At 70.5% G+C, this 25496-nt stretch carries 21 protein-coding genes and 1 pseudogene; 6 read left to right on the top strand and 16 right to left on the bottom strand.

Annotated features, from left to right (window positions below; genetic code table 11):
* Position 1: 1 nt before the first annotated feature.
* The 4 genes from ACYVIO_RS42320 to whiA form a co-directional block, all read right to left on the bottom strand.
* Positions 2 to 1204: a phosphoglycerate kinase gene (locus ACYVIO_RS42320; protein ID WP_460656676.1), complete on the bottom strand. Its 1203-nt coding sequence runs from the start codon at positions 1202 to 1204 to the stop codon at positions 2 to 4.
* Positions 1205 to 1284: 80 nt separating this feature from the next.
* Positions 1285 to 2292 (bottom strand): type I glyceraldehyde-3-phosphate dehydrogenase, encoded by a 1008-nt coding sequence (gap, locus tag ACYVIO_RS42315; RefSeq protein ID WP_460656675.1) that lies wholly within the window; start codon positions 2290 to 2292, stop codon positions 1285 to 1287.
* 208 nt (positions 2293 to 2500) lie between these two features.
* The gene (locus ACYVIO_RS42310) at positions 2501 to 2857 is read right to left on the bottom strand and encodes a hypothetical protein (protein ID WP_460656674.1); all 357 of its coding nucleotides are present in this window, start codon (positions 2855 to 2857) and stop codon (positions 2501 to 2503) included.
* A gap of 99 nt (positions 2858 to 2956) precedes the next feature.
* Positions 2957 to 3940, bottom strand: coding sequence for a DNA-binding protein WhiA (whiA, locus tag ACYVIO_RS42305; protein WP_184794734.1), 984 nt, complete (start codon positions 3938 to 3940; stop codon positions 2957 to 2959).
* A 180-nt stretch (positions 3941 to 4120) separates the two neighbouring features.
* Here whiA and ACYVIO_RS42300 point away from each other — a divergent pair, with 180 nt between their 5' ends.
* Both ACYVIO_RS42300 and ACYVIO_RS42295 read left to right on the top strand, forming a co-directional pair.
* On the top strand, positions 4121 to 4669 hold the full coding sequence (locus ACYVIO_RS42300; RefSeq protein WP_460656673.1) for a SigE family RNA polymerase sigma factor: 549 nt from the start codon (positions 4121 to 4123) through the stop codon (positions 4667 to 4669).
* The gene (locus ACYVIO_RS42295) at positions 4666 to 5511 is read left to right on the top strand and encodes a hypothetical protein (protein WP_460656672.1); all 846 of its coding nucleotides are present in this window, start codon (positions 4666 to 4668) and stop codon (positions 5509 to 5511) included. Before ACYVIO_RS42300 ends, ACYVIO_RS42295 begins: the two co-directional genes overlap by 4 nt.
* 56 nt (positions 5512 to 5567) lie before the next feature.
* Here ACYVIO_RS42295 and ACYVIO_RS42290 read toward each other — a convergent pair whose 3' ends face one another.
* Genes ACYVIO_RS42290 through uvrC form a run of 3 tightly spaced genes read right to left on the bottom strand, consistent with a single transcriptional unit; the run spans position 5568 to position 9444 of the window.
* The gene (locus tag ACYVIO_RS42290; protein ID WP_460656671.1) at positions 5568 to 6509 is read right to left on the bottom strand and encodes a gluconeogenesis factor YvcK family protein; all 942 of its coding nucleotides are present in this window, start codon (positions 6507 to 6509) and stop codon (positions 5568 to 5570) included.
* A complete protein-coding gene (gene rapZ / locus ACYVIO_RS42285; RefSeq protein WP_460656670.1) occupies positions 6506 to 7372 on the bottom strand; it encodes an RNase adapter RapZ in 867 nt (288 codons plus the stop codon). The genes ACYVIO_RS42290 and rapZ overlap by 4 nt, the downstream gene beginning before the upstream one ends.
* Complete coding sequence (gene uvrC / locus ACYVIO_RS42280) at positions 7372 to 9444, bottom strand: excinuclease ABC subunit UvrC (protein ID WP_460656669.1); 2073 nt, start codon at positions 9442 to 9444, stop codon at positions 7372 to 7374. Before uvrC ends, rapZ begins: the two co-directional genes overlap by 1 nt.
* A gap of 95 nt (positions 9445 to 9539) precedes the next feature.
* On the opposite strand from uvrC, the gene ACYVIO_RS42275 reads away from it, so the two are divergent.
* The 3 genes from ACYVIO_RS42275 (at position 9540) to ACYVIO_RS42265 (ending at position 12784) form a co-directional block, all read left to right on the top strand.
* Entirely contained in the window at positions 9540 to 9950 is a 411-nt protein-coding gene (locus ACYVIO_RS42275) for a DUF6194 family protein (RefSeq protein ID WP_460656668.1), read from the top strand.
* 122 nt (positions 9951 to 10072) lie between these two features.
* A complete protein-coding gene (locus tag ACYVIO_RS42270; RefSeq protein WP_460656667.1) occupies positions 10073 to 11449 on the top strand; it encodes a S8 family peptidase in 1377 nt (458 codons plus the stop codon).
* A gap of 105 nt (positions 11450 to 11554) precedes the next feature.
* Positions 11555 to 12784: a S8 family peptidase gene (locus ACYVIO_RS42265; protein WP_460656666.1), complete on the top strand. Its 1230-nt coding sequence runs from the start codon at positions 11555 to 11557 to the stop codon at positions 12782 to 12784.
* A gap of 110 nt (positions 12785 to 12894) precedes the next feature.
* Here ACYVIO_RS42265 and ACYVIO_RS42260 read toward each other — a convergent pair whose 3' ends face one another.
* The 6 genes from ACYVIO_RS42260 to eccCa form a co-directional block, all read right to left on the bottom strand.
* Positions 12895 to 13425, bottom strand: coding sequence for a Rieske (2Fe-2S) protein (locus ACYVIO_RS42260; protein ID WP_460656665.1), 531 nt, complete (start codon positions 13423 to 13425; stop codon positions 12895 to 12897).
* 134 nt (positions 13426 to 13559) lie between these two features.
* On the bottom strand, positions 13560 to 15020 hold the full coding sequence (locus ACYVIO_RS42255; protein WP_460656664.1) for a MinD/ParA family ATP-binding protein: 1461 nt from the start codon (positions 15018 to 15020) through the stop codon (positions 13560 to 13562).
* Positions 15021 to 15029: 9 nt separating this feature from the next.
* Complete coding sequence (gene eccD / locus ACYVIO_RS42250; RefSeq protein WP_460656663.1) at positions 15030 to 16355, bottom strand: type VII secretion integral membrane protein EccD; 1326 nt, start codon at positions 16353 to 16355, stop codon at positions 15030 to 15032.
* A 52-nt stretch (positions 16356 to 16407) separates the two neighbouring features.
* Entirely contained in the window at positions 16408 to 17454 is a 1047-nt protein-coding gene (locus ACYVIO_RS42245; protein ID WP_460656662.1) for a DUF6177 family protein, read from the bottom strand.
* On the bottom strand, positions 17447 to 17863 hold the full coding sequence (locus ACYVIO_RS42240; RefSeq protein ID WP_460656661.1) for a hypothetical protein: 417 nt from the start codon (positions 17861 to 17863) through the stop codon (positions 17447 to 17449). The genes ACYVIO_RS42245 and ACYVIO_RS42240 overlap by 8 nt, the downstream gene beginning before the upstream one ends.
* Before the next feature lies 1 nt (position 17864).
* Positions 17865 to 21884, bottom strand: coding sequence for a type VII secretion protein EccCa (gene eccCa / locus ACYVIO_RS42235; protein ID WP_460656660.1), 4020 nt, complete (start codon positions 21882 to 21884; stop codon positions 17865 to 17867).
* A gap of 102 nt (positions 21885 to 21986) precedes the next feature.
* On the opposite strand from eccCa, the gene ACYVIO_RS42230 reads away from it, so the two are divergent.
* Positions 21987 to 22874 carry a hypothetical protein gene (locus ACYVIO_RS42230; RefSeq protein WP_460656659.1) on the top strand — a complete coding sequence of 296 codons (888 nt, stop codon included), beginning with the start codon at positions 21987 to 21989 and terminating at the stop codon, positions 22872 to 22874.
* A gap of 51 nt (positions 22875 to 22925) precedes the next feature.
* Here ACYVIO_RS42230 and ACYVIO_RS42225 read toward each other — a convergent pair whose 3' ends face one another.
* From ACYVIO_RS42225 to ACYVIO_RS42215, 3 genes and pseudogenes are all read right to left on the bottom strand, one after another.
* Positions 22926 to 23276: a hypothetical protein gene (locus ACYVIO_RS42225; RefSeq protein WP_460656658.1), complete on the bottom strand. Its 351-nt coding sequence runs from the start codon at positions 23274 to 23276 to the stop codon at positions 22926 to 22928.
* Positions 23277 to 23340: 64 nt separating this feature from the next.
* A complete protein-coding gene (locus ACYVIO_RS42220) occupies positions 23341 to 23868 on the bottom strand; it encodes a hypothetical protein (RefSeq protein ID WP_460656657.1) in 528 nt (175 codons plus the stop codon).
* Positions 23865 to 25496: pseudogene (locus tag ACYVIO_RS42215) on the bottom strand (hypothetical protein); the annotation flags it as partial. The gene ACYVIO_RS42220 and the pseudogene ACYVIO_RS42215, both read right to left, overlap by 4 nt.

Here is a 25496-nt window from a genome sequence, read left to right as displayed (position 1 = left end):
GTCAGTCCTCTTCCAGCATAGCCAGACCCGGGAGCTCCTTGCCCTCCAGGTATTCCAGTGACGCGCCACCTCCGGTGGAGATGTGCCCGAACTGGTCGTCGGCGAAGCCCAGCTGCCGTACGGCGGCAGCCGAGTCGCCACCTCCGACGACACTGAGTCCGTCCACCTCGGTCAACGCACTCGCGACGGCCTTGGTTCCACCGGCGAACGCCTCCATCTCGAAGACACCCATCGGGCCGTTCCAGAACACGGTCTTCGCCGCGGCGACCTCGGCGGCGAACGCCTTGCCGGAGTCCGGACCGATGTCGAGGCCGAGCTGGTCGGCCGGGATCGCGTCGGCGGCGACCACGGTCGCGGGCGAGTCGGCCTTGAACTCGGGCGCGACCACGATGTCGGTCGGCAGCACGATCTCGACGCCCTTGCTCTTCGCGGTCTCCAGGTAGCCCTTGACCGTGTCGAGCTGGTCCTCCTCGAGCAGGCTCTTGCCTACCTCGTGGCCCTGGGCCTTGAGGAAGGTGAACACCATGCCGCCACCGATCAGCAGCTTGTCGGCCTTGGCCAGCAGGTTGTCGATCACCGCGAGCTTGTCCGACACCTTCGCGCCGCCGAGGACGACGACGTACGGGCGGGCCGGGTCCTCGGTGAGCTTCTTCAGCACCTCGACCTCGGCCAGCACCAGGCCGCCGGCCGCGTGCGGGAGCTTGCGGGCCACGTCGTACACGCTGGCCTGCTTGCGGTGCACGACACCGAAGCCGTCGCTGACGAACACGTCGGCCAGGCCGGCCAGCTCGTCGGCCAGCGCGCCGCGCTCGGCCTCGTCCTTGCTCTCCTCGCGCGGGTCGTACCGCACGTTCTCGAGCAGCAGGACCTCGCCCTCGTCCAGCTCCTGGACGGCTTCCTGGGCGCTCTCGCCGGTCACGTCGGTGGCGAAGTGCACCTTGACGCCCTCGGGCTGGAGCAGCTCACCGAGCCGGTTGGCCACCGGGGCGAGGGTGAACTCCGGGTTCGGCGTGCCCTTCGGGCGGCCCAGGTGCGCGGTGACGATCACCTTGGCGCCGGCCTTGGCCAGCTTCAGCAGGGTCGGCACGGAGGCGCGGATGCGGCCGTCGTCGCCGATCTGGTCACCCTTGATCGGCACGTTCAGGTCGGAGCGGACCAGCACCCGCAGGCCGGCCACGTCACCGAGGTCATCGATGGTCTTCACAGGTTCAAGTCCTCAGCAAACAGGCTTGCGCCCGGGGCCGGCACCAGGCCGTCCGGACGCAAGCTGTGGGTGGTGGAACGTCAGAGCGTGGCGCCGACGTGGTTGACCAGGTCGACGAGACGGTTGGAGTAGCCCCACTCGTTGTCGTACCAGCCGACGACCTTGACCTGGTTGCCGATCACCTTGGTGAGGCCGGAGTCGAAGATGCACGAGGCCGGGTCGGTGACGATGTCGCTGGAGACGATCGGGTCCTCGGTGTAGGTCAGGTACCCCTTCAGCGAGCCCTCGGCGGCGGCCGCCTTGTAGGCCTCCTTGACCTCCTCGACCGTGACCTCACGGCCGACGGTGACGGTCAGGTCGGTGGCCGAGCCGGTCGGGACCGGGACGCGCAGCGCGTAGCCGTCAAGCTTGCCCTTGAGCTCGGGCAGGACCAGGCCGATCGCCTTGGCCGCACCGGTCGAGGTCGGCACGATGTTCAGCGCGGCGGCGCGGGCGCGACGCAGGTCGCTGTGCGGGCCGTCCTGCAGGTTCTGGTCCTGGGTGTAGGCGTGGATCGTGGTCATCAGGCCACGCTCGATGCCGAACGCGTCGTTGAGGACCTTCGCCAGCGGGGCGATGCAGTTGGTGGTGCAGGACGCGTTCGAGATGACGGTGTGCTTGTCCGCGTCGTACAGGTCGTGGTTCACACCCATCACCACGGTCAGGTCCTCGTTCTTCGCCGGGGCGGAGATGATGACCTTCTTGGCGCCGTTGTCGGCGTGCGTCTTGGCCTTGGTGGCGTCGGTGAAGAAGCCGGTCGACTCGATCACCACGTCGGCGCCGACGTCGGACCACTTCAGGTTCGCGGGGTCGCGCTCGGCGAACGCCTTGAACGTGTGGCCGGCGGCGGTGATGTCGTCGTCGGTCGCCGTGACCTCGCCCGGGAAGCGGCCCAGGATCGAGTCGTACTTCAGCAGGTGGGCCAGGGTCTGGTTGTCGGTCAAGTCGTTGACGGCGACGACCTCGATGTCGGCACCGGACGCCTGAACAGCGCGGAAGAAGTTACGGCCGATCCGGCCGAAGCCGTTGATACCTACGCGTACGGTCACGGGACTACGTCTCCTTGAACTAGCTGTCGAGCACTGCCGCTACAGCCGAAACACTAGCCCAACAGCCCACTTGATCCACTGGTAGCGTCCACATGAGACCACCCCACCACGGGATGGACCACCGGACCAGACCACCCCACGCACGACGGCCCCGGGGTTTCCCCCGGGGCCGCCACGTGAATACCACTGGTCCTACTGGTGAATCCCCTCAGCGCTCGACCACGGGGGCCGGGCGGGTCGGGCCGGTGGTCGCCCGTCCTCTCGCGCCGTCGGCACGGGACTTGGTGGTCGAGTTCCCGGTGGGACGACGTTCGCTGTCCAGCAACTGCTTGGCCAGCGCGAGATCGCCGGCCTTGCCGATGCCGAGCTTGCCGGCGATCGCGGTGACCGGGCCGGACTTGGCCTCGGCCACCGGCCAGCCGGTCGGCTCGGCCGCGACCATGTTGCCCTGGCCGTCCCGGTACTTCTTCAGGTCCGCGTCCCGCTGTTCCTTCTTGACCGTGTTCTCGGTCTTGACCCGCTCCAGGTCGTTCTTGGCCGCTTCTTCGTCCTTGGCGTCGCCCATGGGTCCTCAGCTTGTCGTCGGGTGGTTTCGTCCCCGTACGGCAATCCAAGCAGCGGAGGAATCCGGGTCAACCGGCGTCGGAGCACGGAACGGACACGATCAGGCCGGGTCGAGCATCTCCGGGGTCAGGTTGGCCTCGGTGTTCGGGATGCCCAGGTCGGAGGCGCGCTTGTCGGCCATCGCCAGCAGGCGACGGATCCGGCCGGCCACCGCGTCCTTGGTGAGCGCCGGCTCGTGCAGCTGACCGAGCTCCTCGAGGCTCGCCTGCTTGTGCTCCAGCCGCAGCTTGCCCGCGACCTGCAGGTGATCCGGTACGTCGTTGCCGAGGATCTCCAGCGCCCGCTCCACCCGTGCCCCGGCCGCGACCGCGGCCCGCGCCGAGCGCCGCAGGTTCGCGTCGTCGAAGTTGGCCAGCCGGTTCGCCGTCGCGCGGACCTCGCGGCGCATCCGGCGCTCTTCCCACGCCAGCACCGACTCGTGCGCACCGAGCCGCGTCAGCAGCGCGCCGATCGCGTCGCCGTCGCGGATCACCACGCGGTCGACGTTCCGCACCTCACGCGCCTTCGAACCGATCCCCAGCCGCCGTGCGGCACCGACCAGCGCCAGCGCCGCCTCGGGCCCGGGGCAGGTCACCTCGAGCGACGAGGAGCGCCCAGGCTCGGTCAGTGAGCCGTGCGCCAGGAAAGCACCTCGCCAGGCCGCCACGGCGTCGCAGGAGGCGCCGGAGACCACCGCGGGCGGCAGGCCGCGGACCGGACGGCCCCGGTTGTCCACCAGGCCGGTCTGCCGGGCCAGCGCGTCACCGTCGCGAACCACGCGGACGACGTACTTGGTCTGCTTGCGGATCCCGGACGGGGAGATCACCACCACCTCGGACGGGTGACCGAAGATCTCCGCGATGTCCTTGCGCAGCCGCCGGGCGGCCCGGGCGCTGTCCAGCTCGGCCTCCACGACGATCCGGCCGGACACGAGGTGCAGCCCACCCGCGAAGCGCAGGACCGAGGAGACCTCGGCCTTGCGGCAGCAGGGTTTGGTGACCTGGATGCTGGTCAGCTCGGACTTCACCTGTGCTGTCATCGCCATGAACGAAATCCTCCCACTGCTGTCAAAGACCCTCGCCCGATATCCGGACCAGCCCCGCCGCCCGCGGTCCTAGGGTCCAACTCCCCCAACACGACCAGTGTTACGCGTCTTCCCAACCTTCGTGGCAACCTTTTGGGGTCCGGCTGTCGTTCCTCTTCCGACAGCCACGGGAGGAGCACGATGCGACGACGCAGTGAGGCGGACTTCACGGAGTTCGCCGAAGCGGCCCTGCGCCGCCTGCGCCGTACGGCGTACCTGATGTGCGGTGACTGGCACCGCGCCGAGGATGCGGCCCAGGACGCCCTGGTCCGGATCTACCGCGCGTGGGACCGGTTGGACCACGAGGCCGGGTTGACCACCTACGCCCACCGAGCGGTGGTGTCGGTGGTGCTCGACCAGGCCAAGCGGCCCTGGCGCCGTGAGTTCTCCGACGACGCGGTGCCGGACCAGCTGCTGGCCGACCACTCCGGCGCCGTCGACGAGCGGCTCGCGGTGGTCCAGGCGCTGACCGGGCTGCCCGCCCGGCAGCGGGCCTGCGTGGTCCTGCGGCACTACGCCGACCTCAGCATCGAGGAGACCGCACAGGTGCTCGGCATCAGCACCGGCGCGGTCAAGAGTCAGACCTCCCGTGGTCTCACCGCTCTGCGCGAGCAGCTGAAGCGCCCGGCGCCCGAGGCGTCCGACGCCAAGGCTGTTCCGGTCAACAACAACGAAGGGGTTCTGTCATGAGCAGCGACATCGAGGACCTGCTGGTCGACGCGGCCGACGACTCGGCCGAGCCGATGCGGCACACCGTCGACGACGTCGTACGGCGGGGCCGGCGCGGTCAGCGCCTGCGCCGGATCAGCGCGGTCGCCGTGAGCGCGATCGCGGTCGCCGGCGTCGCCACGGCAGTGGCCGTCCTGCCCGGTCAGGACGACGAGGCGCCGGTCGCCGGTCTCGGCCTGCCCGCGCCGGAGTCCACGATCAGCCTCGACCCGAAGACCGGCAGGGCCACCGAGGTGCTGCCCGCGAAGAGCGCCCTGTCCGACGCGCAGGTCATCGCGCGCTGCCAGACCGCCGACGGCAAGTACCGGCAGAGCGCGGCGAAGGCCGGTGGCGGCTCGGAGTCGATCTCCGGCTGGAAGGTCGCCCTGACCCAGGCCTCCGGGAGCTGGGTGAGCGCGATCCTGGTCTCTCCCGACCAGAAGCGCTTCGCGTACTGCCTGGACAACGCCGGCACGGGCGCGCCGAGCGACGACTACCAGCGTCAGGCGGCCACGGCCGACAAGCCGTACGTCGTGTGGGCCGACCACAACGGCTCCCGCGGCGTCGTCCCGAGTGGTGTTGCGAAGGTCGACTTCCTGACCAGCGACGGCGTCACGTCGCCGGCCGCGGTCGAGGACGGCTTCTTCCTGTGGGCGTCGCGCCGTACGGCCGTCGGTGACCCGTCGGCGCCGATCTGGGCGATCTTCTCCGACGCCCAGGGCCGCGAGGTCGCGCGCTTCAACGCCAACCCGTTCCAGAACGACCAGGTCGGCGTCCCCGGCAGCAAGACCGTCGAGCGCGCGCCGATCTTCCCGAAGCGCTGAATCCGGTCGGCCCCGATCTGAGGGGGTCGGGGCCGGTCGGGTTCAGGCAGTCGGAGTCAGGCGAAGAGCTCGCGGTAGACCTTGGCCAGTTTGGCCGGGTCGTGGTGCAGCAGCTGGTGGTCGTCGGCGATGTCGGCGACCACCAGTTCCGCGCCCAGCGAGCTCGCCGTACGCCGTAACGACGCCGGATCGGGCACGTGCCCCTCATCGGCCAGCACCACGTCGATGCGCAGCTCAGGAGCATGCGCGGCGAGCACCTCGAGATGTGTCTCCGGGGAGAACCCGTCGGTCTCGCCCTTCTGCTCCCCCAGGTTGAGGGTGACCAGCCGCCGAGCGCTCGTCTGCTCCAGGCCACGGCACAGCGCCGGCACCAGCAAGTTCGGGATCACCGACGTGAACCACGACCCCGGCCCGACCACCACCCAGTCGGCCTCGGCCACCGCGACCAGTGCCTCCGGACAGGCCGGCGGATCGGCAGGGTCGAGCGCGACGTCGACCACGTGCCCCTCGGTCGTCGCTACCTCGGTCTGGCCGCGGATCTCCGCGACCGCCTCGGGATGCAACGGATCCAGCCCGATCACGCGGGCCGTGATGTCGAGCGGTACGGAAGACATCGGCAGCACGCGCCCCTGGGCCCCGAGCAGCCGACCGACCCAGTCCAGCCCGTCGACGGCTTCGCCCAGCAGCTCCCACAACGCGACGATCAGCAGGTTCCCGACCGCGTGGTCGTGCAGGGCGCCATCACTGCGGAACCGGTGCTGCAGCACATCGGCCCACGTCCGGCCCCACTCGTCGTCGCGGCACAGCGCGGCCAGGGCCATCCGCAGATCGCCCGGGGGCAGTACGCCGAGCTCCTTGCGCAACCGTCCCGAAGACCCGCCGTTGTCGGCGACCGTGACAACAGCGGTCAGCTGGTCAGTGACCTGCCGCAGGGCAGACAAAGATGCGGCGAGGCCATGCCCGCCACCTAGTGCGACGACCCGTGGGGCCCTCGTCACTCCCGCCCCAGATCTCTGTGCACCACCAACGTCGGTGACCCCTTCTCGCGCAGCCGGCGCCCGATCTCCTCGGCCATCGCGACGCTCCGGTGCTTCCCACCGGTGCAGCCGATCGCGACCGTGACGAACCGTTTGCCCTCGTTCAGATAGCCGGTCCGCAGGGTGTCCAGCACGTCCACGTAGTTCTGCAGGAACTGCTGGGCCAGCGGATGACCGAGGACGAAGTCTGACACAGGTTTGTCCTGCCCGGTCATCGGGCGCAGATCGGGCTGCCAGTACGGGTTCGGGACGAACCGCATGTCGGCCACCACGTCCGCGTCGACCGGGATGCCGTACTTGAAACCGAACGACACCACGGTGGCCCGCAGCTCGGCGTTCTCCTCGTCCCCGAAGGCGTTCACGATCTTCGCGGCGAGCTGGTGGATGTTCAGGTTGGAGGTGTCGATCACCAGGTCCGCGCCGGCCCGGATGTCGCCGAGCAGCGCGCGCTCGCGCTGGATCCCGGTCAGCAGCCGGCCCTCGCCCTGCAGCGGGTGCGGCCGCCGGACGCTCTCCTGCCGGCGCACGATCACGTCGTCGGAGGCCTCCAGGAACAGCACCTGCGGCCGGTATCCCTTGGTCCGCAGGTCTTCCAGCGCGGACCCGAGCTCGTCGAAGAACATGCCGGTCCGCACATCGACCACGACGGCGAGCCGCGGCGACGCTCCGGTGCCGACCACCTGCTCGACGATCGTGGTCAGGAACATCGGTGGCAGGTTGTCGACCACGAACCAGCCGAGGTCCTCCAGCACGTCCGCGACCGAGCTCCGGCCCGCGCCGGACATTCCGGACACGATGATCAGGTTGCCGCTCGACTCGTCCATCAGTTCAGGTTCTCCCCGTTCGGCGGACCGGCGGGCCCCGGTCCGTCGTCGTCCAGTATCTCGCCTGTGGCGGTGTTCACCGACGGCGCCCGGCCGGTGTCGGCCTTCGTTGCCGCGGCGTTCACCGCGAGGACGACCGACTCCGCCGTACGACGGCCGAACCCGGGCAGCTCGGCGACCTCGTCGATGGTCGCCCCGCGGAGCTTGCGCAGCGACCCGAAGTGCCGCAGCAGCGTTTTGCGGCGGACCTCACCAAGACCTGGTACGTCGTCCAGCACGCTCTCCACCATCGACTTGGAGCGCCGGTTGCGGTGGTGGGTGATGGCGAACCGGTGTGCCTCGTCGCGCAGCCGCTGGAGCAGGTAGAGCCCCTCGGAGGTCCGGGAGAAGATCACCGGGTCCTCCTCGTCGGGCAGCCAGACCTCTTCGAGCCGCTTGGCCAGGCCGCAGACCGGGATGTCGCCGAGGCCGAGCTCGTCCATCGCCTGCCGCGCGGCCGCGACCTGCGGCGGACCACCGTCGACGACGACCAGGCCCGGCGCGTACGAGAACTTCTTCGCCCGCCCGGTCTCGGGGTCGATCAGCGCCGCGGCCGCGTCCTGCTCGCCGTCGCTGAACGCCGCATCGCCACCTGACTCGTCGCCCGGTGCTGCGGTCCCGCCCAACGTCGCCCGCTCGTCCAGCAGCCGCTTGAACCGCCGGGTCAGCACCTCGGCGATCGAGGCGACGTCGTTCTGCCCCTCGACGCCCTTGATCACGAACCGCCGGTACTCGCTCTTGCGCGGCAGGCCGTCCTCGAAGACCACCATCGAGGCGACCACCTCGGTGCCCTGCAGGTTCGAGACGTCGTAGCACTCCAGCCGCAGCGGCGCCTCGGGCAGGTCGAGCGCGGTCTGGATCTCCTCCAGCGCCTGGTTGCGGGTGGTCAGGTCGCTGGCCCGCTTGGTCTTGTGCATGGTGAGCGTCTGCAGCGCGTTGCGCGCGACGGTCTCCATCAGGTCCTTCTTGTCGCCGCGCTGCGGCGTCCGGATCGCGACCCGCGAACCGCGCCGCTCCGACAGCCACTCGGTCAGCGCCGTCTCGTCGTCCGGTACGACGGGAACGAGGATCTCCCGCGGGATCGCGTCGGCGGCCTCCGTGGCGTACATCTGCTGGATGAACCGCGACACCAGATCGCCGGTGGTCGCCGTACCGTCGGCCTTGTCGGCGATGAACCCGCGCTGACCGCGGATCCGCCCGCCGCGGACGTAGAAGATCTGGACCGCGACCTCGAGCGGGTCCTCGCTGAGCGCGACCACGTCGGTGTCGGTGCCGTCGCCGAGCACGACCGCGTTCTTGGCGAGGGCCTTGTCCAGCGCCGACAGGTCGTCGCGGATCTTCGCGGCCCGCTCGTACTCCAGCTCGGCCGCGGCGGCCTTCATCTCCTTCTCCAGCCGGCGTACGTACGTCGCGGTCTGGCCGGACAGGAACGCGGAGAAGTCCTCGACGATCTTGAGGTGCTCCTCCTGGCTGACCTGGCCGGTGCAGGGTGCGGCGCACTTGCCGATGTAGCCGAGCAGGCAGGGCCGGCCGATCTGGCGGTGCCGGTTGAAGACGCCCTTGCTGCACGAGCGCATCGGGAAGACCCGCAGCAGCAGGTCGACGGTCTCGCGGATCGCCCAGGCGTGGCTGTACGGGCCGAAGTAGCGCACGCCCTTCTTCTTCGGGCCGCGGCCGACCATCACCCGCGGATACTCCTCGTTGAGGGTGATCGCCAGCCACGGGTACGACTTGTCGTCCCGGTACTTCACGTTGAACCTCGGGTCGTACTCCTTGATCCAGGAGTACTCCAGCTGCAGCGACTCGACCTCGGTCGAGACCACCGTCCAGTCGACCTTCGCCGCGGTCGTCACCATCGACTGGGTCCGCGGGTGCAGGTTCGCCAGATCCTGGAAGTACGACGACAGCCGGGCGCGCAGGTTCTTCGCCTTGCCGACGTAGATCACCCGGCCGCCGGCGTCGCTGAAGCGGTACACCCCGGGCGAGTCGGGGATGGAGCCCGGAGCCGGGCGGTAGGACGATGGATCAGCCACCGCACCACCCTAGTTCGCCCCGCCGACAACGCTCGCCAGTCCTGGCGCCGGCGCGCAAAAGTCTCTACTGCAGCTTCAATGAGACGCTTGAAGGCATGAACTTCGACCAGTACCTCGACCGGCCCGGCGTCCGGACCCTGACCGCGAACGGCGACACCTTCTGGATCTACGACCCGGCCGCTGATCTCCCACCGGAACGGCAGATGCCCTGGGCCACGCTCGTCACCTCCGACGTCTACGACTCCGCTTCGAACCTCGACCGGCCCGGGGTCGAGCGGCTCAATCTCGGCCTGCCGAAGGCGGACTACCTCGAGCTCTTCCCGTCCGTGCCGGACGACGTCGACTACACGGCGCTCGACGTCGTACTGCCGCACCCGGTCTACGCCCCGCAGTACTGGATCTGTGTCGTCTCGCCGTCCGAGGCGACGCTGAAGGAGCTCGAGCCGCTCACCGAACTGGCGTACCGCTTCGCCGTTCGCAAGTACGACAACTTCCGGCGGCGCTGACGTCTCGGCCGCACTGAGATCGTGTTACGGCTTCTCCCCTGCTCCCGGTCGGTGGCGCGTCCGGACGGCGACCCGGTTTTAGCGTGAAACTGACCCGCTGTGTGCCGAGTCAGGGAGCATCCATGAAGCTGTCCACGAACTCGCGCGGCCTGACCGCCGCTCTCGCCGCCGTCCTGGTCTGCGCCTCGGCCCTGCCCGCGGCCGCGCGGGTCGCGCCGGAGACCGACCGCTTCGCGCCGCTCGTCCTGGAGGCGAACTCGCCGACAGCGGTGCCCGGCAGCTACATCGTCGTGCTCAGCGGGACGCCGTCGGCCGACATGACCCGGGCGACCAACCGCAGCCTCGCGTCGACGTACGACGTGACGGTACGACGCGAGTTCCACGCGTCGGTCCGCGGCTTCTCGGCGGCGATGAGCGAGGAGAAGGCCCAGCAGGTGGCGGCCGATCCCCGCGTCGGCTTCGTGCAGCAGAACCAGGTGCTGAAGGCGACGCAGGACGATCCGCCGTGGGGCCTGGACCGCAGCGACCAGCGCACGCTGCCGCTGGACGAGAAGTTCGAGTCCGACACGACGGCCAGCACGGTGCACGCGTACGTGATCGACACCGGAATCTACGCCGACCACAAGGACTTCGCCGGCCGCGCCTCGATCGGCACCGACACCCTCGGCGACGGCCAGAACGGCGTCGACTGCATCGGTCACGGCAGCCACGTCGCGGGGACCATTGCCGGGACCAAGTACGGCGTAGCGAAGGCGGCGAAGGTGGTCGGTGTCCGCGTCCTTGACTGCTCCGGCAACGGCACGACCGAGTCGGTGGTGGCCGGCGTCGACTGGGTCACCGCGAACGCGGTCAAGCCCGCCGTCGCGAACATGAGCCTCGGCGGCAGCAGCGACCCGGCCCTGGACGCGGCCGTCAAGGCGTCGGTGGCCTCCGGCATCAGCTACGCCGTCGCTGCAGGCAACGAAAGCGCCGACGCCTGCGGGGTGTCGCCGTCCCGTGAGCCGTCCGCCGTCACGGTCGGCGCGACCGACCGGAGCGACACCCGGGCGAACTTCTCCAACTTCGGCGCCTGTGTCGACCTGTTCGGTCCCGGCGTCGACATCGAGTCGGTCGGCATCACCGGGCCGGAGGCAACGGAGACCAAGAGCGGCACCTCGATGGCGACGCCGCACGTCGCCGGCGCGATCGCGCTCTACCTGGCCGACAACCCGGAGGCGACACCTGAGCAGGTGACGAAGGCGTTGCTGGAGGCAGCGACCTCGGACGCGGTGAAGGACCCGGGCACCGGTTCGCCGAACAAGCTGCTGTACCTGGTGCCGCCGACGCCGGTGACCCCGCCCGTCACTCCCCCGGTCACCCCGACCCCGACGCCGACTCCCACGCCCACTCCGACCGAGACACCGGTGGTCACGCCTAGCACGACACCGGTCGGCACGCCGAGCCACACGTTGCGGTCGCCCGACGGTTTCGTTGCGGACCGCCCCATACCTCGGACCTGATCACCGAATGGGATGAGCGGCGAGCACGGTCTGTCACCCAGGGTGTACGGCAGGACCGAGCGTGAGGCACCGGGCCGCACGCACTTGCAGAGGGAGATACCGCCCATGTCCCCAGTCACCCCATCCCGTCGTACCAGAGCAGTGCTCGGCGCGGCCGCCGCTTCCGCGCTGGCCGTGTCGGGTCTGGTCGCCACCGGCGTCGCGAGCAACGCCGACGAACCGGCTGCCGCCACTGTCCGCGGCGCAGGCAGCGCGACGGCCATTCCCGGTAGTTACGTCGTCGTCCTCAAGGGCGAGCGTTCCGTCGCGGCGACCAAGGCCACGACGCAGAGCCTGGCGGCGTCGTACGACGCGACCGTGCGCAAGCAGTTCAGCGCGTCGATCCAGGGCTTCTCCGCCGCGATGAGTGAGGACCAGGCGAAGAAGCTGGCCGGCGACGAGCGGGTCGCGTTCGTGCAGCAGAACCAGAAGATGCAGGCCAACCAGGACAACCCGCCGTGGGGCCTGGACCGCGCGGACCAGCGTGACCTGCCGCTCGACAAGAAGTACACCGGGTCGTCGACGGCCGAGAACGTGAACGTCTACGTGATCGACACCGGCATCTACCCCGACCACAAGGACTTCGGCGGCCGCGCCTCGGTCGGCACGGACACCGTTGGCGACGGCAAGGAAGGCATCGACTGCGCCGGGCACGGCAGCCACGTCGCGGGCACGATCGCCGGTGAGACGTACGGTCTGGCCAAGGGCGCGAAGGTGTTCGGCGTCCGCGTGCTCGACTGCGCCGGCTCGGGCTCGACCGAGTCCGTCGTGGCCGGGATCGAGTGGGTGACCGCCAACGCGAAGAAGCCGGCCGTGGCCAACATGAGCCTCGGCGGCGGCGCCGACGAGGCGCTCGACGCCGCCGTGAAGGCGTCGGTCGGCTCCGGCGTGACGTACGCCGTTGCTGCCGGCAACGACACCGCGGACGCCTGCACCACCTCCCCGGCCAAGGAGCCGTCGGCGATCACCGTCGGTGCGACCGACGACGCCGACGCGAAGGCGTCGTTCTCGAACTTCGGCAAGTGTGTCGACCTGTTCGCGCCCGGCGTGGACGTCGAGTCGGTCGGGATCACCGGACCGGACGCGACCGACACGATGAGCGGTACGTCGATGGCGACGCCGCACGTCGCCGGTGGCGTCGCGCTCTACCTGGCCGACCACCCGGACGCCAAGCCGGCCGACGTGGCGACCGCCCTGCTCGGCGCCTCGACCCCGGACAAGGTCGGCGAGCCCGGCGCCGGTTCGCCGAACAAGCTGCTGTTCGTCGGCGCCGTCGACCCGGCCGCGCAGAAGTAACCCGCTAGCCGTCCCCGGCTCGGTCCTCCCCCCTGCCGAGCCGGGGCCTGTACGACGAAGGACCTGGTCACTGTTTCCCGGCCAGGTCCTTCGTCGTACCCCTCCAACTGTCAGGCGGAACCGACGATGTTCCCGCCCTGCACCGAGACGGTCACCGCGGCCAGCGGGTCACGCGCCGGTCCGCTCTTCACGCTGCCGTCGGTCGCGCTGAACTTGCTGCCGTGGCAGTTGCAGTCGATCTCGCCGTTCTCGACCTTCGCCACGATGCAGCCCATGTGGGTGCAGACCGCGGTGAAGCCCTTGTACTGCCCGGCGGTCGGCTGGGTGACGACCACCTTCGCGTCCTTGAAGATCGCACCGCCGCCGACCGGGACGTCCGAGACCGGGCCGAGCACCGGGCCACCCGCGCTCGGAGCCGAGGAGGGCGCCGAACTGGGGGCCGACGTCGGGGCGTCGGAGGGGGCGGAGCTGGTCTGGGTGCTGCTCGGCGTACCGCCGGCGTCGCCGTCGTCACCGCACGCCGCGAGCAACGGCACACTCACGCCCGCCAGCCCTACCACGGCGGCACCGCGCAGCACCGATCGGCGGTCCCGCACATCTGCCACCACCCGGTCGAGCTTGGCCGTTCTGTCGTCGCTCATGAATCTGGACCTCCGTGAGCTGGATGTAGTTGAACGCTCTGCTACCTGCTGTTCTACCCGACCCGGCCAAACCGGGTCGTACCAGGAGGAACGGGCAGATCAGTGGATCGGTTCAAGCGCGACGGGAAACTTGTTCAACGCGTCGCGCGCTCGACCAGCCGGGCGGCCATCTCCAGCGCCGCGCGCCGGGTGGCCGGCTCGAGCATCTCCGGGCGCAGCGGCCAGGCGTGCTGGAAGTGCGCGTCGTACGGGAGCACGACGTACCCGAGACCGCGGTCCGAGACGGCCGACTGCAGCCAGCGGACCGGCTCCGGGTCGTCGGGCCGGTTCTCCGCGATGATCACCAGGCCCTTCTGGACCAGCATCTGCTGACCCTCCGGGGTGAGCTGGTCGAGCTGGGCGATGCTGGCCGGAGCGTCTTCACGCGCCGTCGGGATCACCAGGGCGACCGCGTGCGACGAGCCGGCGACGTACGCCGTGGCCTCGTCGAACAGGCCGGCCGGGCAGTCCACCAGCGAGATCGGGATCTGGTTCGCGCCGCCGACGTTGCGCGAGGCGAGGACGTCGCTGATCGCGTCAGCGGTCGACTCGGCGCGCGCCAGCTGGACCCGGGAGTTCGGCGTGTTCGCGATGCCCTGGTCGAGCCGGTGCGTCAGCTTGCCCTCGAGCGGGAACGCGTCGACCGCGAGCACCATGTCGCTGCGCTGCGACGCGATCGTGTCGGCCAGCAGCGCGGTCACCGTCGACGTGCCGCTCTGCGGCACCGGGCCGAGCACGCCGATCATCCGGCCGATGCCGATCGGGCGGCGGATCACCGCGATGTTCTCGACGTCGCGCTGCATCCGCCCGGAGGCGCCGGCGATGTAGGCCGCCTCGGCAGCGAACCGGCCGACCTTGCGCAGGAAGCCGCCGGGCTTGTCCTCGTGCTGCAGGCCGACCGTGTTCGTTGCCACCGGCAACGCTCCGCCGAGCGGGTCCTGGTACTGCGGCGTGTAGGCCTGGCGGCCGGGACCGCCGTCGGGCGCCGGGTTGTCCCAGCCGCCCGACTCCTGCGCCTGCGGCGTGTTCCAGCTGCCGTCGCCCTGAGGCTGCTGCGGCGGGTACTGCTGGTACTGCTCCTGGTACGGCGGCTGCTCGTACTGCTGCACCGGTGGCTGCTGGTACTGCGGGTACGGCGGCTGCTGGTACTGCTGCTGCTGAGGCGGCGGTGCGTACTGCTGCTGTTGTTGAGGCGGCGGCGGCGCGTACTGCTGCTGCTGTTGTGGCGGGTAGTACGGCGCCTGCTGCTGGTACTGCTGCGGCGGAGCAGGCGGCGGCTGCTGCCACTGCTGCTGGTACTGGGGGTTCTGGTACTGCTGCTGCTGCGGCGGCGGACCAGGCTGCTGCTGCTCGTACTGAGGAACCTGCTGCTGCGGAGGCACAGGTGCACCCCACCCACCACCGGTCGGCGCGGGCGGAGGCGTCATCGTCTGCTCCGCCGGCACCTGTGCCTGGTGAGGGGTGGGCTGCTGCTGCGGCGCGGCCGGTGGGCCGGCCGCCGCCGGCTTGTCGTCGAGGCGGTCCATCATGTCCGCCTGCCAGTTCGGCCCGGTCATACCATCCGATCAGAAGACGTCGAGCAGATCGCTGAACACCCCGAAGGCGCCAAGCACCAACGGGACCAGCGCCACCACAGCCACCACCTGGACCTGGTCCAGGATCTGACCGAGCCGGACCTGCACGTGGTCCTGCGGCGTCCAGGAGAGACCGAAGCCTCCGACCATGGCCACCACCACGAGTAGTCCGACTGCTACCAGTGTGCCACCCACCGACTGCTGGGACAGATCCTGGACCAGCGCGGCGATGACAACTCCAGCAGCGGCGAACAGTCCGAGCACCTCCGCGGCCAGCGGGTACAGCCGCGAGCGCGAGCACAGCAGCAGCGCCAGCAGGGCCGCGATGCTCACCGTCCAGGCGGAGCCGTGCAGCGCGAGCACCAGACCAGCAGCGGCCGACCAGAGCGCGATCGCCGTCGCGGACAGCGCCAGGCCGACGTGCGCCGCGTTCAGCGCCGCCTCGACGTCTGGGCGGCCGACCTCGTTGCCACGGGCCCGTACGTCGTCCAGCGCGGTCAGGCCGGACAGTCCGAGCGCCAGTCGCGGCAGCACGCCGAGCAGCACGACCGCGACCACCGCGATCAGCGCGCTCAGCTTGTCCGCGGAGACGCCCGCGCCGACACCGATGATCCAGATCACCGCGAAGACCATCGCCGTACCGCCGCCGACCAGTCCGCCACCGGCCAGGCCGGCCATCGCGAACAGCAGCGGGCCGACGCCCAGGGCGAGTGCGATGATGCCACCGCGCATCGGAACCGACCAGTCCTCGGACATCCCGAGCGACCAGGCGACGATCGAGAGCAGGACCGGAGTGACCACCAGCAACGTGATCGCGGTCGCCCGCTGGTCCGCCCGGCCCAGTACGACGCCACCGAGACCGGTGATGATCGCGACGACCAGTACGACGAACGCGGCAACGTCCGGCTGGGTCGCCCGGACCAAGGCGATCGCTCCGGCCAGCAGGGCGAAGATCAGTGCGGCACCCGCGGCCCACTGGCGGTGCTTACGCTGGAAGGTGGTCCCCCGGCGTTCGAGGTCGTCCACCGCCTCCTCGGCCACGTCGTACACGGTCGGCGGCGGCGGCACCTCGCCCTCGGCGGCCAGCCGGAGCACCGCGCCGTCACCGATCTGGGCCGAGCCCAGCGTCAGCTCCAGCGAGACCGTCTGCCCGGTCGGGGTGGTCAGGTACCGGCGCCGCGGCGACGGATCGACCGGTTCGCCGAGCATCCGGAGCAGGTCCGGCATCAGCCGACCCAACGGCTCGTCGACCGGCAGTACGGCGTCCATCTGACGCTGCCGCCCGATGATCGTCACCCGGTTGTAGACCGCAGCCACCCGTCACACCTCTCTGATCGTCACAACTACTGAGCTACTGCTGCTGAACGGTTCAGGCGCCGACCGGCGCACCCGGCGGGACCAGCCGGCCGAGCAGCGCGCTGTAGACGTTCCAGTCCAGCTGGTTCTTGCCGTCGCCGATCGGGTACCAGACCGCCGGCGTACCGGACGGGCCGATCTTCACGGGAGTGATCTCGGCGACGCCGGTCAGGTCGAGCGCCCGCTCCGCGCCGGGGCCACGCAGGGCCTCGTTACCGACCGCCATCGCCATCGGAGCCGGTACGCCGGTCCAGTGCGGGATCGCGTTGGTGTCCTTGCCGTTGCCGCGCGTGCCCTGGGCGAAGAACGAGACGAGCGTGAAGGAGTTCGCCAGCTTCTCCGCCACCTTGCGTACGGCGTCCTGCGACGGCAGCCCGTCCGGAGTGGAGACGGCCATCGTGATGACCTCCTCCAGCCCGGCGGGCCGTCGGTGGATCTCGACAGCACCGGATGCGCTCAGGCCGTCCTTGCCACCGCTCAGCGACAGCCAGGTCGGCTTCGGCGCCCGGCGACGGCAGTACGCCGTGAGCTGGCCGACGTTCCAGGGCTGGGTGACCGGCTCAGCCGTGCCCCAGCCGGCCGGGGCTGCGCCGGTCAGGTCCTTGAACAGCTGTTCGGAGGCCTTGCCGACGACTGTCGTCTCCAGCGCCTGGTAGCGGACCCGGGCGGTGATCATCAGCTGCCACGGCAGCTCCAGCTCGACCGCTGCGAAGGTCGGACTCATGTCGACCTTGTCCTGCTCACCCGCCGCGACGGCCGCGAACATCTCGCCGTCCCACTGCAGCTTCGAGCCGCCCTGCCCGTCGTACGCGCCCTCGCCGTTCGGCTCGGTCACCACCCAGCGCGACTCGAGGCCCCGGAACAACGTGGTCCGGGCGTTGAAGGTGAGCTGCGTGGTCGCCGGAGTCACCAGCTGCAGCCCGAGGCCGTCCGCCTCGGCAGCAGCGAGCGCGTCGACCATCCACGCGGACATGCCGACCACCGGGCGGTCCTGCATGATCACGACGACCTTGTCGGTCCGGACGTCGATCGCCGGGCTGAGCTCGACTGGGTTAGGCATGCTGGCCTCCAGCAGCGTTCTGCGCGGTTGCGGCAGGGGTGGGCGGGTTGAACGGCGGCGGAACTGGCTTCCACACTCTGCCACCGAGCCGCTCGACCAGCGTCTCGGCGTACCGGTCGGCCAGCTCCGGACCACCCTCCTGCGGGTTGGCCCGGACCTCCATCCACCACACGGGGGTCTCGATGCCGGCCAGCTCGGCGCCGAGCAGCCGCTCGACCTCACCGGGCACCTGGATCAGTACCGGCGCCTCCAGCGAGGCCAGCGGAGTCCCCTCCGGGGTGCACAGCTGCAGTACGGCGCCGTCGGAGACCTCACGCACCAGCCAGTCCGGTCCCGCGGCCATCATGCCGGCGAGCACGTCCTGGTACGACGGCCTGCCGTCGATCAGTGCCACCACGTCGTAGCTCACTTCACTCCGCCTTCTGGTCGGCAGCGGACGTGGTTCCGTCCGCCAGTGCGGTCTGGATCAGAGAGGGCCGCTCACCGCGCCGGACGAACAGCCCGCGGCCAGGCGGGTAGTTGCCCGGGGCGGCACCGGTGAACAGGGCGCCCTCGGCCTTGTCGCCCGACAGCACCAGGCCGGCGGTGCCGGACTCCATGACCGTGGTCAGGAACGGTTCGTACATCGCGCGCCCGGCACCGGCGGCGCGGCGGGCGATCACGAAGTGCAGGCTGATATCGCGACCCGACGCGATGTACGGCAGGAACGGGTCCATCGGTGCCTGCCCACCACTGGTCAGCAGGTCGTAGTCGTCCGCGACGACGATGACCTTCGGACCGGCGACCGGCGGCGGAGCCGCGTCGTTCAGGTCGTCCGGCAGCCGCTTCTCCAGCTCGCCGGCCACACCGGCGGCCAGCCCCGCACCGACCCGGCCGCTGGTCGCGTAGCCGCCCAGGTACTTCTCCGGGAGGAACCCGCGCAGACCGCGCCGCGGGTCCATCACCGCGAACACGACCTCGTCCGAGCTGTACCGGTCGGTGAGCTGCTCCAGGATCAGCTTCAGCAGGTTGGTCTTGCCGGACGCGGTGTCGCCGAAGATGACCAGGTTCCCGTCGCGCTCGAACAGGTCGAGCAGGACCGGCGCCATCGCCGTCTCGTCCAGGCCGATCGGCACTCGTACAGGCTCTTGCTGCGGGCCGGGCATCGTCGACCGCTCCAGCTTGTGCGGGAGCACCCGGACGCGCGGCGCGACCGGACCCTGCCAGGCCGAGCTCAGTGCCAGTGCCTGGCCCTGGATCGCCTCGCTGAGGTCGTCGTCCTGCAGCAGGCTGTCCGTCCGCGGCAGCGCCAACTGACCGAACAGCTTGCCGCGCGGAGTGAGGACCCGGCCCGGTCCGGCGTTGCGCATGGTCTCCTGCAGCCGGCGGTCGATGTTGGAGTCCGACGGGTCGTTCAGCCGCAGCTCCAGCACCGTGCCGAACAGCGTCTGGGTCGCCATCCGGACGTCGCTCCACCGCAGCATCGCGGTGACCATGTGGATCCCGTAGCTGCTGCCGCGCTGGACCAGGTCCGCGATCGGCTCCTCCAGCTCGTCGAACGTGGTCTTGATCGCGCCGTAGTTGTCGAGCACCAGGACGACGTCGGCGACCGGCAGCTCGGGCACCTCGCCCGCGGCGTGCATCGCGCGCAGCCGTTCCATCGTGTCGATGCCGCGGTCGCGGAAGACGATCTCGCGCTGGTCGAGCATGCCGCGGACCTCCTCCAGCGTCCGGCGGATCTTCTCCCGGTCGGTCCGGATCGCGACCCCGCCGACGTGCGGCAGGTCGGCCAGCGGCTGCAGGCCACCACCGGCCAGGTCGATCGCGTAGACCGCGACCTCCTGCGGCGTGTAGCTGTGCGCCAGCGACGTGACCAGCGTGCGGAGGAACGTCGTCTTGCCCGACGACGGCCCACCGACCAGGGCGACGTGCCCACCGGTGTGGGTGAGGTCGAGCCGGAACACGCTCTGGCTCTGCTTGCGCGGGTCGTCGACGACACCGATCGCGGGCGACATCGGCGGCGCCGGTACGGCGTACTGCAGGCCACGCGCGGCGGTCATGTCGACCGGGCCACCGACCTGGTCCAGCGTGCAGACCTTCGGCAGCGGCGGCAGCCACACCTGCGGGACGGGTGTCGCGGCCGGCTTGACCTGGTCGACGAACACCCCGAGCACCGTCGGCCCGGTGGTGCGTTCGGTCGAGTCGTCCTTGTCGTCCTTCTTCTCGTCCTCGGCCGCGAGCTTGGCCAGGTCGGGCTGCTGGTACGGCGTGACGAGGTACGGCCGGACGGCGGGACCGTCCTTGGCCTTCTCCTCCTCGGGCAGGACGCGACCCTTGTACGGCCCGGACACGTAGGCCGCGCGGAACCGCTGGTACACGCTGGTGTCGACCTTCAGGTACCCGAAGCCCGGCAGCGGCGGCAGGTGGAACGCGTCCTCGGTGTCGAGCACCGTGCGGCTCTCCTCCTCGGAGAACGTCCGCAGACCGAGCCGGTAGGACAGGTAGGTCTCCAGGCCGCGCAGCTTGCCGCCCTCGACCCGCTGGCTGGCCAGCAGCAGGTGCACACCGATCGACCGGCCGATGCGGCCGATCGACAGGAACAGGTCGATGAAGTCCGGCCGTGCGGTGAGCAGCTCGCCGAACTCGTCGATCAGCACGAACAGGTGCGGGTACGGCGGCATCTCCGGCCGCTGCTGCCGCAGCAGTCGGTAGTCGGTGATGTTGGCGACGTTGCCGGCGTCCTTCAGCATCTGCTGCCGGCGCTGCACCTCACCGGCCAGGCTGGCGTACGCCCGCTCGGTCAGGCTCGGGTCGTCGACCAGGTTGGTGATGATGCCCGCGACGTGCGGTACGCCGTCGAACGGCGCGAACGTCGCACCACCCTTGTAGTCGATCAGGACCATCGCCAGGTCCTCCGGCGAGTGCGTCGCGAGCAGACCCATGACCAGTGTCCGCAGTACCTCGGACTTGCCGGAACCGGTCGCACCGATGCACAGACCGTGCGGACCCATGCCCAGCTGGGCCGACTCCTTCAGGTCCAGTACGACGGGCTGCCCGTGGCTGTCGACACCCAGCGGCACCCGGAGGAAGGCCCGCTCGTGGCGCGGCACCCACATCCGCTCCAGGTCGAGATCACCCGGGTCCTGGATCTGCAGCAGGCCCATGAAGTCGACGGTCTTCAGCGACGCGTCCTCCTCGAGCGACTCCTCCGACAGCCGCAGCGGGGCCAGCGAACGCGCCAGGCCCTCCGCCGTCGCCAGTGGGGTGTCGTCGAGCTGGCCCTCGGCGGTCATGTAGCCGCCGCCGCGCAGGTCCTCGACCAGGACGCGCGCCTCCTGGACGGTGATCCGGATGGCGACGTTGCTCGGCTCCTGCATCCGGTCCTGGACCAGGTGGAGCACGGTCACGCCCAGCTCGCCGATGCCCAGCGTCGGGTCGGCCGGAGTGACCTCGGTCGCCACGTCGCCGTACGTGTCGTGCAGGACGAGCATGCGCTGGATCATCCGGCGCTGACCGGTGCCGAGCGAGCCACGGCGGGCCTCGCTGGCCAGGGTGACGCGGGAGGCGACGTCGTCGCGGATCAGCTCGGCCAGGTCACCCGGCTTCGAGGCGATCCGGCGGAACGGGTGCGGGCCTTCGCGGCGCTCCGGGTCGACGGTGTGCGGGAGCCAGCCGACCCACTGCCACTGGTCGAGCGCGCTGGCCGGGAAGCTGGCCGCCACCTCGAGGTCCTCGGGTGCATGGAAGACGGCCGCCTGCAGCATCAGCGCCCGCGCGATCCGTACGACGCCGTCGCGGTCACCGACGATGCTGACGTTGCCCGCGAGGTCCAGCGGGATCGTCAGGGGCATGTCCGGCATCAGCGCGAACCGGCGGGCCAGCGCCTCGGCCTCGGCCATCATGAACGGGTCCGGCGGGTCCATCATCGAGCCGCTCTGCGCGAGCGACGCCGGGACCACGGGCATCCGCCCGGTCGCACAACGCACCAGCAGGAAGTCAGGATCGCTGCGCCGTCGCTCCCAGAGCCGGGCCGGGTCGCGGACGCAGTCCACCAGGGCGTCGGCCGGCGGGTTCAGCGCGAGAGCGGTCTTGCGGTTCTGCCGCTCCATCTTGCCGAACTCCTCGCGCAGCCGCTCGAGGTAGTCCAGGTACCGGTTGCGCTGGTCACGGCTCTCCTTGCCGGACCGGCCGCGCTGGGAGAACATCATCCCGAACGTGCCGACCACGGTCAGCGCCAGGACGCCGACGCCGATCACCGCGGACGTCCCCGTCCGCATCGTGCTCATCATCCCGACCGAACCGAGGACGCCGACGGCCGGCATCAAGGCCTGCATCGCGTTCCCGCCGGCCTTGCCTCGCGCGCCGGGCGGCGGGGTCTCGATGACCCGCGGCTGCCCGGTGTCGATACTCCGGGTGCTCCGCGCCGGGCGGTGCACGAGTCGTGTCGACACTGTCTCTCCTCAGCTGGGCCCGACCGGCCCCTCGACTGCACGACATGAACGCCTCAGATGGCATGCTGCACCGGACTCTAGTGGAGGGGCGGCTCACTACCGATGACCGATACACCGTTCGACCCGCGGCAGGTGCTGGACCTGGTCGCCGACCTGCTGCCGGTACTCCTGCCGGACGCCGAGCTGGACCCGGCCGGGCCGATCGTCAAGCTGCGCTGGAGCCGCGGGGGTCTGGTCTCCAGCGCGGAGGTCGGACTGACCGAGCTGTTCGATCGATGCCGTCAGCAACCGAACCACCTGTGGCCGCGCACCGTCGACGACTGGCTGCGCGCCGTCGTCGCCGAGATCGGGGTCGCGACCGACGAGCACCTGTACGGCGCGGTCGCCGACCGCCAGCGCGTCACGCTGCGTCCGCAGGGCTGGACGGCGTCGTACGACAGCGTGCTCGCGGGCCTCTCGGTCCCGTTCGGCCGGTACTTCGAGATCGCCTTCGGCATCCAGAGCGGTCCGGACTGGCACCGGCTGACGCAGGTGCGGCGAGTCATGCACGGGCTGCACCTGCCGGGCAGTCCGTCCGGACTCGAGCTCACGCTGAACTGGCTGAACGGACTCGTACTGCAGGAAGTGCCTGGTACGCCGTACCAGCGCTTCACGCGACCCGGCGACCAGACCGTCGGTCTGGCGCTGGTCGACCACGAGCAACTCCTGCCCGGTGCCGGCAAGGGACGTGGCTCAGTGCTCGCGCTGCCGTCGACCGACCAGCTGGTGCTCTGCCCGGTCGACCGGAAACAGGACATGCAAGCCCGCGTCGACGAGTTCGCCCGCTGGGTCGCCAAGGAGCACGCCGACGCCGCGGACCCCTGCTCCCCCGGCGTCTACTGGCTGGTCGGCGAACTGCTCGCCGAACTGCCGGTCGACCTGGACGTCACCCCGTCGGTGACGTTGCCCAAGGCCCTCAAATCCCCGTTCTGGCGCCGCGGCCGGAAGTGAGCACGCAGAACAACCCAGCCGCCGTACCGGTGGCTGGGTTGTCGGTGTGGATCAGCGGCCGATGAAGTCGTTCCACTCGTCCAGCGTGATCGCCGGCCCCGGCGGCTCCGGCGGCGCCAGCCCGTCCCGCTCGGCGCGCGTGGCCTCCACGGCGTACTCCTGCGTCTCACTGGAGTACGAGAAGGGGCGCACCACGCCCTCACCGACCAGGTACAACTGGTTCGTGAAGCCACCCGGCGAACTGAACGCCAGGAACTCCTCGACCGGGTAGACCTGCCACCCCTCCAGCGACTCGGCGTCGATCAGTTCGTCGACGTCGTCCTCGTCCTCCTGCGCGTTCATCCACTCGGCCAGCGCCTGCCGGGCACGAGCCAGGACCGCCTGGTCGATCTCTTCCGCCATCCTCAGTCCTCTCCTCGGGCCGGCGTGATGCCGGGACCCCGTCGCGCCGCAGCTCGTACGGCGCTCAGTTCTCCACGTCCAGGGCGTCCAGCGTCGCCTCGTCGATCGGCATCGGCTCCAACCCGGCCCGGTCGGCCAGGTTGCGCAGCGGGTACGCGCCGTACCCGAGGTCGACCTCCCCCGGCCCGATCGTGTACGCGCCGCCGCGCTCGAACAGCGCCAGCAACGGCTCGTACGGATCGTCCAGCTCGGGGAACCTCTGCCGGGGCAGCTCACCGAGCGTGGCCCAACGGACGATCGCCAGTCTCATCGACTCCGGCACGGGGAACGGCCCAGCGGTCGCCGGGTCGAACCGCAACTTCTCCGCGAGCACGGGATCGATCTCGACGGTGGGATCCAGCCGGACGGCCAGGTCGCCGTACGGCCACTCGTCCTCCGCCCCGAGCGCCTGCGCCCACTGCGCCGTACGGCGCAGGAACTCGCGGGTCAGCCGGAACCGCGACGACTGCTGCCGGTACGCCGCGTCGTCGTCCCACGTGACGGCCAGCAGCCGCTCGGTCACCCGCTCGGCCGCGGCGGTGTCGCTCGTCATCCCAGTCCCTCTCGTGCGATCCGGACGATGTCGTCCAGGTTGGACAGATCGGCCGCCATCCCGCCCGGGGGCGGCGTCAGGCCGAGTGCGCGCCAGTGCCGCAGGAGATCGACGCCGTCGGCGGCCTGCCACGACAGCGGCGCCATGTTGTGCGCGCCCGGGAACTCACGGGAGAACCGCGGCACGTCATCGTCCCACGCCTTCGGGTTGGCGATCCGGTAGGGGATCCCCGCCTCCATCAGCTTCGCCTCCACGTACTCGTGCGCGATGAACGACCGGAGCAGGTTCTGCTCGCCCGGGTCCAGCGGCGTACCCTCCGAGGCCTTCTTCCACAGCTTCGCGTACTGCAGCTCCGGGGTGAAGTTGCCGTGCCGGACGTCGCCCGGCCCGATCGGCACGTCGTGGGTGCGCACGAAGACGTTCTGCTTCGCCACGTCGACGATCTCCGGGTCCAGTCCCAACTGGTCCGCGATCTTCGGTACGTCCCCGGTCGTCGTCCGGATCTCCCGGTAGGCGTCCTCGGCCTTCGGGTCGTTGGTGACGAACTCGTTGTGATCGGGATCGCGGACCGGGTACTCCTCGTTCCACCGCGGGCCCGAGCCGTCACCTGAGGTGTGCCCACCCGAGCCGTCACCCGGGGTGTGCCCTCCCGGGCTGTTGTCCGGGGTGCTGCCCCACGAGTCGTTCCGCGGAGGTTGCGAGTGCGGCTGCTGGGGCTGCGGCTGCCCACCGTCACGCGGAGGTGTGCCCGGCTGGTCGCCACTGTGGGTGGGCGTGCCCGGCTGGTCGCCACTGTGGGTACGCGGGCCCGGCTGGTCGCCAGCGTGGGTACGCGGGCCCGGCTGGTCGCCACCGTGGGTGGGCGTGCCCGGTTGGTCGCCACTGTGCGGCGGCCGATCCGGTCCCCCGTGGTGCGGTGGCGTCGCCGGCCGCTGCATGAAGTCCTCACGCGGATCCCGCCCGGAAGCCGGCCGCTCGGGATTGAGCCGGTTGTCGATCCGGTTCGGATCGTGCGGCGCCGGCGGACCGTCGGGGTGCACACGGTTGTCGGCCCAGTTCGGGTCGTGCGGCGCGGGCGGACCGTCCGGGTGCAACGCGTTCGGGATCCGGTTCGGATCGTGCGGCGGCGCGTCAGCAGACCGTGCGGGAGAACCGTCCGGGTTCAGCCGGTTGTCGATCCGGTTCGGGTCGTGCGGCGCCGGCGGACCGTCCGGATGCAACCGGTTGTCGGCCCAGTTCGGGTCGTGCGGCGCCGGCGGACCGTCCGGATGCATCCGCTCCGGAATCGACCGAGGCTCCCCCGGCCGCTGCATGAAGTCCTCCCGAGGATCGCGAGGCTGCTCCGGCGTACGGTCATGCGCCGCCGGGTCGCGACGGTCCATGAAGTCTTCCCGAGGATCGCGCGGCTGCTCGGGCGTACGGTCATGCGCGGCCGGATCCCGCCGATCCATGAAGTCCTCACGCGGATCCCGCGGCTGCTCCGGCGCACGGTCATGCGCCGCCGGATCCCGCCGATCCATGAAGTCCTCACGCGGATCCCGCGGCTGCTCCGGCGCACGGTCATGCGCCGCCGGATCCCGCCGATCCATGAAGTCCTCACGCGGATCCCGCGGCTGCTCCGGCGCACG

Source organism: Kribbella endophytica, assembly GCF_054781295.1.
This window is presented reverse-complemented; position numbering and strand designations above follow the sequence as displayed.